Genomic DNA, 6,159 nt, shown 5'->3' with positions numbered 1-6,159 from the left:
GCATGGGCGCGGCGCTCGCGGGCGTGCGGGGGCTGCCGGGGGCGGCGCTGCGGCGGAGCTTGCGCTCGCCGTGGGCGAGCGGGTGCCCTGGGCTCCGGCGCTCGACGGACTGACACTCCGTGTGCCCGCCGGTGGGCGCGCCTGCGTGATGGGCGCCTCGGGTGTGGGCAAGTCGACGTTGCTTGCGCTGGCTGCGGGGGAGTGCGCGCCGTGCTCCATGGTGTTTCAGGACGTGCGCTTGGTTGAGGACGTTTCGGCTTTGGAAAACGTGCTGGTGTGCGCCGACGCGCGCGTGGACGCCTCGGGTGCCGCGGCCCTGCTGCGCCTGTTGGTGCCGGGGGTCGATTTGCATGCTCGCGTGGCCGAGCTCTCGGGTGGGCAGCGTCGTCGCGTCGAGATTGCCCGAGCACTGCTGTGCCCGGGCGGCGCGGTGATTCTGGACGAGCCCTTTACCGGCCTGGATGTCGTCGCGCGCGATGCGACGGCCGAGGTCGTGCTCGATCTGCTCGACGGTCGCATGCTCCTACTCGCCACACACGATGCCGCTGACGCTCGGGCCCTCAATATCTCGGACATCATCACGCTCTAAATACTAACTTAGCAACAAAATGATCCGTTTTTCTCCGTCCCCATGGGGTCGGGTGTGGTATTCTATCTGCGGGGTAATACTTAGGAATACCAAGTAATACCAACGCCGCAGAAACAAACTCCGGATGCGGGCCAATCGGGTTGCCTTCACAGCCCGTCGCCCAGCCGCGTGGCCCGCATCTATCCGCACCACCGTCGTTTCAAAAAGGAAGCGTCATGGCAGAACACATGACCCCGGTTGTCGCGAAGGTCTTGCCCGAGGAAAAGGCGGCCTTCGCGGCGGCAACCCAGCTCGTGGGCACCACGCCGTCCAACGCCATCCGCATGTTTATCGCCGCGTTCAATCGCTGCGGCACCTTCCCGTTCGACATCTCGCCCAACGGGGCCTTTGGCAAAGACTGTCCCCAACAACTAGTCGTTGAAGAACGTCCCCAATGACTAGTCGTTGGGGACGTTCTTAAATGACTAGCTGTCGGGAGGAGGTTGGCATGCTCAATGCGATGATTTGGGCGCTTGCCTGTTTTGGCGTCGTCGCTGCCGATATCGCCCTGAGCGTGGTTTTGTTCTCCGCTCTGGGCGTCGCATCGGTGTTCATGGGCTTTTCGATTGACGACCTCGATATTCAATTGCTTCAGGCTGCCGCGCAGATGGCATCGTTTTTAATGGCGCTGCTGTGGTGGCGTTATCTGTGGCCGCGTTCGTTTATGGCACGCCGGCAAAGCGCGCATCCGCTCGGCGGGGGAGCGCGTGGGGCGTGGAAGCGCATCGTCTGCGTTATCGTGATTGGCCTTGCCCTGCAGGTGGTCGTTGGCTACGTGACCGACGCCGTGCTGTCGCTGTTGCTCGAGGCCGCGGCCGACTACAGCGAACTTGTCGAGGAGACGGGCATGGGTGACACGAGCTATCTGGCCGTCCTGACCACGGTGCTCGGCGCTCCGTTTTGCGAGGAGCTGCTGGTGCGCGGTATCATTTTTGAGTTTTCGCTCCGAGCGTTTAATCCGCAGTGCCGCCCACTTTGGAAGCGCCGGCGTCGTGCGGGTGCGCAGGACGGCGCCATGGTGCCCTGGGCGGCCCCGAGCACGTGGGGTATCGCCGCGGCGGTCGTGCTGCAGGCGGCGATCTTCGGTTTTATGCACATGAACTGGGTGCAGGGCTGCTATGCGGGCGCTGCCGGCCTCATTTTTGGCTGGGTGCTCGTGACGACCGGGAAGCTCCGCTACACGATCCTGCTGCACTTTGCCTTTAATGCCGGGTCGTATCTCATGACGTTGCTCTGGTTTGTGAACACGCCGTTCGACGTGGTAATCACGGTCACCATCGCCGGCATCATCCTCGTGGAGGCGATGCGCTCACTGCGCCACGCATGCGAGATGGGCATAGCGACAGCACCGCTGCCCTAATTGCGGCGTCCGCCTCCGTTGGCGCCCTGACGCCCCTGAGCTGCACGGTTGCGGCCGGCGGTGTTCTGCGCACGCGACATGCCGCCGTGCCCCTTGCTGCCCTTGGGGCCCTTGCCGGCGCTACCGTGGGCCTTGCCGCCCTTCTTGCCGGTGCCATGCCCGCCGCCGGCAGAGGTCTCGCCCGGGCGTGGCGGCACGGGGCGAATCAGGCAATGCTTGGTGTAGCCGATCAGATCGCGACGGCCAGCCTTTTCCAGTGCCTCGCGCACGAGCTTGTAGTTCTCGGGCTTGCGATATTGGATGAGCGCGCGCTGCATAGCCTTCTCGTGCGGGTCGCGCGCCACATAGATCGACTGCATGGTGCGCGGGTCAACGCCGGTGTAGTACATGCAGGTGCTCATCGTGGACGGGGTGGGGTAGAAGTCCTGTACCTGCTCGGGCATGTAGCCCATGTCGCGCACAGCCTCGGCAAGCTCCACCGCTTCCTTCATCGTCGAGCCGGGGTGGCTCGAGATCAGGTACGGAACCACGTACTGCTTGAGTCCGTATTCACGGTTCAAGCGCTCAAATTTGCGACAGAACGCGTCGTAGACGGCGCGGCTCGGCTTGCCCATTACGGAGAGCACGGCGTCGCTCACATGCTCGGGTGCTACGCGCAGCTGGCCCGAGACATGGTGTTCCAAAAGCTCGCGCAAAAACTCGTCCGAGGTATCGGCCATGGTGTAGTCAAAACGGATGCCGCTGCGCACGAAGACCTTCTTGACGCCTGGCAGCTGGCGCAGGTCGCGCAGCAGCTGCGTGTAGCCGCTCTCATCGACCACCATGTTCTTGCATACGCTCGGCCACAGACAGCGCTTGTTCTTGCACGCGCCGTGCTTGAGCTGTTTGTCGCAGGCGGGACGGCTAAAGTTGGCCGTCGGTCCGCCCACGTCGTTGATGTAGCCCTTAAACTCGGGGTCGCGCGTGAGCAGCTCGGCCTCGCGCATGATCGAGTCGTGGCTGCGCATCTGCAGCACGCGGCCCTGGTGGAAGGTGAGCGCGCAAAACGAGCACTCGCCAAAGCAGCCGCGGTTAGAGCTGATGGAAAACTTGATCTCGGCAAAGGCCGGCACGCCGCCCGTGGCGTCGTAGTCGGGGTGCCAATCGCGTGCGTAGGGGAGTTCGGCGACCTCGTCCATCTCCTCGGTGGTGAGGGTGGCGCTCGGCGGGTTCTGCACCACATAGACGCTGTTGGGGTAGGGTTCTACCAGGCGATGCCCGGTGATGGGGTCCATATTCTGCTGCTGCACGTTAAAGCTGCGCGCGTAGTTGAGCTTGTCGGCGGCAAGGTCGTCCCAGCTGGGCAGCAGGTCGTAGTCGTAGACCTCGTCGAGCGAACCCGTGCGGTAGACGGTGCCGTTGATATAGGTGATCTGGTCGACGGGCAGTCCCGCGTCGAGCGCGTCGGCGATCTCGACAATCGCGTGCTCGCCCATGCCGTAGATGAGGATGTCGGCGCCCGAGTCGAGCAGTACCGAGCGCTTGAGCTTGTCCTGCCAGTAGTCGTAGTGGGCCAGACGGCGCAGGCTCGCCTCGATGCCGCCGATGATGATGGGGACGTCCTTAAACGTCTGGCGGATGAGGTTGCCGTAGACCGTGACGGCACGATTGGGACGGCGCCCCTCCTCGCCACCAGGGGTATAGGCGTCGGTGTGGCGGCGGTGCTTGGTCACCGAATAGTGGTTGACCATGGAGTCCATGTTGCCGGCACTCACGAGAAAGCCCAGGCGCGGCTCGCCGAGCACCGTGATGCTGGCGGGGTCGGTCCAGTCGGGCTGGCAGATGATGCCCACTTTGTAGCCGTGCGCGTCGAGCACGCGGCTGATGATGGCCATGCCAAAGCTGGGGTGATCCACATAGGCGTCGCCGCAGATATAGACGAAGTCGCACTGGTCCCAGCCACGCGCATCCATGTCGGCGCGGCTGACGGGGAGGAACTTGTCGCGGCCCGGTCGCCAGGGGCGTGAGGGCGCTGCTGGAGCATGAGTGGTGTGCCCACCCTGCGCCTTGCTGCCGCGCTTTTGCTGCTGGCCCTGTTTGCCCTGCTGACTGCGCTGGTTGTTCTGAGCGTGCTGAGGCTTATTTGCCACGATCCCTCCCGGTGTTTGTATGCTGCACGTAATTGTAACCAGTCTTTTTGGGACGGGGCTAAAAAGACTGGTGGAGTACATGGGCTGGCGGATCGGCGTGTCGATGCGGGTGTGGCGCCGCGCCCGCCGTTTGTTTCCAGACTGTGTATCTGCGCGTTGGGGAGCCCGTCTCGCGCGCACGCCATGTTGTCAATGGGTTACAGTATGAACGGCGGCCATATCTCCGCCAACGCACGAGAGGGTCGTCAACAAGGAGGCCGCACGACGATGCAGCGTGCCAAGCAGATATCGGAGTCCATCGAGCTGGGCATCATTCTGGCGCTCGCCGGTGGCTTTATGGACGTGTATTCGTACATTGGGCGCGATCATGTTTTCGCCAACGCGCAGACAGGCAACATCTTGTTGGTGGGCGTGAGCATCTCGGAGGGTAATTGGGCGCTCGCGGGACGCTATTTCTTCCCCGTGGTGTCGTTTGCCGTGGGCATTATGCTTGCCGACCTGGTACACGAGCGTTTTGGCAGCGTGATTCACTGGCGCCAGGTGACGGTGTTTTTTGAAGCTGTTATCTTGCTGGGCGTGAGCTTTATCCCGGGCGGCGATTTCAACCTGCTCGCCAACTGCCTTACTTCGTTTGCCTGCGGTATGCAGGTCGAGAGTTTCCGCAAGATTCATGGACACGGCATCGCCACGACCATGTGTATCGGCAACCTCCGTAATGCCTTGCAAAACGTGGACGACTACATCATTACCCATAAGCGTGGCTTTTTGGAAAACGGCCTGCTGTACTTTGGCGTGATCTTTACCTTTGTGTTTGGCGCTGTGTTGGGCAACTGGTGTATTGAGCGCATGGGCCTGCACGCCATCGTCGTGGCGAGCGTGCTGCTGTTTGTCGCGTTTGCCATCATGTTTATCGACCGCGAGCGCGACTTGCGTTTTCGCTGGAAGGTTGCGGCCGAGGCTTGGAAAGAGGGCTGCCGAAAGTAACCGAATGCGGCAAAGGGACAGCCCCTTTGCCGCATTATTTTTCATCTCTATGTAGTACAGCTTCAGGAGCCAGAAAAAACTATCTAGCTCCTGAATGTTGTTACGAACTGCTTTTTGCAATTTATTCGAGATGCTCTTCAATCCGAGCCCTCAGAAGGGCAATGGCTGTGGGTATTCCAATTGCGGCGGCTAATTCGGCTTTATCCAAAACCTGTATGTTAAAGCACGATTGTTTATCACATTGAAGGACGTTAACTGAAGATAGCTTCACTTCCCGTTGACTGAATATATCGTAATCTCCAAATAGGAAGTTACCTTTTATTGTGTAATTCGGTATGTTCGTTACGCACTTCATCTCAAGTCTGTTTAGGCCATAATCGAACACCGCAACTTCCTTGTGTTCGATGATGAGCGCAACCCTGGGCATGTTACTAAAACCACCGTCGACGACAGTAAAGAGCTTTTCATTTGCATCGTCATAAACGGTGTATTTAAGACTCAATAGCTGTCCTAGTGGACCCGTGAACCCATGTCTTTTGATGTTGAGGTTGTCTCCCGCTGGGTTGACGAGAGCCAGAGCATGCGGATAAGGGTTACCTTCAATTGAGATTCGATATTCGTTTGTAGCCGTCTTGCTCGATTTAGGACCAGTAGCCATCACGCGTCATCGCCTCGATCGAATTGGAACCGTCTTCTGCTTCGTGCGGAGAATTACGCTGTATGTTGCAGTACATGCAGCTGCAATAACCGCATGGGCAATTTCTAACAAAATGAATGACACTATTTGCTGCATGCATATTAATTACTATAAAGTATCCTTTTATAAACGTATTGTCAAACATATATTGCTAAAACAGAAACAATTTATAGGCTGAGTTGGTCGTATTCTTTGGGCGATTGCTCCTATAATCCAGCCTTCGCTGCTGTCGGGAGGGAAGGACTGGGGCTCCGTTATTATGTTGAAACGCTTTAACACTTTTGACGTTCTCATGCATTTTTTGTTTCAAAAGCGTTAGGATGGGACTCATAGCGTGGGGCGTAATGGGCGCCCCGCACAC

Annotated in this window: 6 protein-coding genes; 4 read left to right on the top strand and 2 right to left on the bottom strand. The window is 59.4% G+C overall.

The features are described from left to right. The 3 genes from DWW12_RS07175 to DWW12_RS07165 form a co-directional block, all read left to right on the top strand. A partial coding sequence (locus DWW12_RS07175; protein WP_117855593.1) for an ATP-binding cassette domain-containing protein occupies window positions 1-589 on the top strand: 589 nt, incomplete at its 5' end. A gap of 215 nt (window positions 590-804) precedes the next feature. After that, window positions 805-1,026 (top strand): hypothetical protein, encoded by a 222-nt coding sequence (locus tag DWW12_RS07170; protein WP_117757910.1) that lies wholly within the window; start codon window positions 805-807, stop codon window positions 1,024-1,026. Window positions 1,027-1,076: 50 nt separating this feature from the next. Next, complete coding sequence (locus DWW12_RS07165; RefSeq protein ID WP_158564424.1) at window positions 1,077-1,988, top strand: CPBP family intramembrane glutamic endopeptidase; 912 nt, start codon at window positions 1,077-1,079, stop codon at window positions 1,986-1,988. On the opposite strand, the gene DWW12_RS07160 is transcribed toward DWW12_RS07165, so the two are convergent. Beyond that, window positions 1,985-4,117: a YgiQ family radical SAM protein gene (locus DWW12_RS07160; RefSeq protein WP_233544257.1), complete on the bottom strand. Its 2,133-nt coding sequence runs from the start codon at window positions 4,115-4,117 to the stop codon at window positions 1,985-1,987. The two genes, DWW12_RS07165 and DWW12_RS07160, sit on opposite strands and share 4 nt — an antisense overlap. 267 nt (window positions 4,118-4,384) lie before the next feature. Here DWW12_RS07160 and DWW12_RS07155 point away from each other — a divergent pair, with 267 nt between their 5' ends. Next, window positions 4,385-5,101 carry a YoaK family protein gene (locus DWW12_RS07155; RefSeq protein ID WP_089572184.1) on the top strand — a complete coding sequence of 239 codons (717 nt, stop codon included), beginning with the start codon at window positions 4,385-4,387 and terminating at the stop codon, window positions 5,099-5,101. A 121-nt stretch (window positions 5,102-5,222) separates the two neighbouring features. Here the strand turns inward: DWW12_RS07155 and DWW12_RS07150 are convergent, their stop codons facing one another. Next, a complete protein-coding gene (locus tag DWW12_RS07150; protein WP_117639794.1) occupies window positions 5,223-5,759 on the bottom strand; it encodes a hypothetical protein in 537 nt (178 codons plus the stop codon). Window positions 5,760-6,159 lie beyond the last annotated feature (400 nt).

This window comes from Collinsella sp. AF14-35, from assembly GCF_003464565.1.
In the GTDB taxonomy this organism is placed as follows: Bacteria; Actinomycetota; Coriobacteriia; order Coriobacteriales; family Coriobacteriaceae; genus Collinsella.
This window is presented reverse-complemented; position numbering and strand designations above follow the sequence as displayed.

Excerpts from the sequence above, each read along its gene's own strand:
- DWW12_RS07165 (WP_158564424.1), top strand. The coding sequence starts at position 1,077 with ATGCTCAATGCGATGATTTGGGCGCTTGCCTGTTTTGGCGTCGTCGCT.
- DWW12_RS07155 (WP_089572184.1), top strand. The coding sequence starts at position 4,385 with ATGCAGCGTGCCAAGCAGATATCGGAGTCCATCGAGCTGGGCATCATT.
- DWW12_RS07170 (WP_117757910.1), top strand. The coding sequence starts at position 805 with ATGGCAGAACACATGACCCCGGTTGTCGCGAAGGTCTTGCCCGAGGAA.
- DWW12_RS07150 (WP_117639794.1), bottom strand. The coding sequence starts at position 5,759 with ATGGCTACTGGTCCTAAATCGAGCAAGACGGCTACAAACGAATATCGA.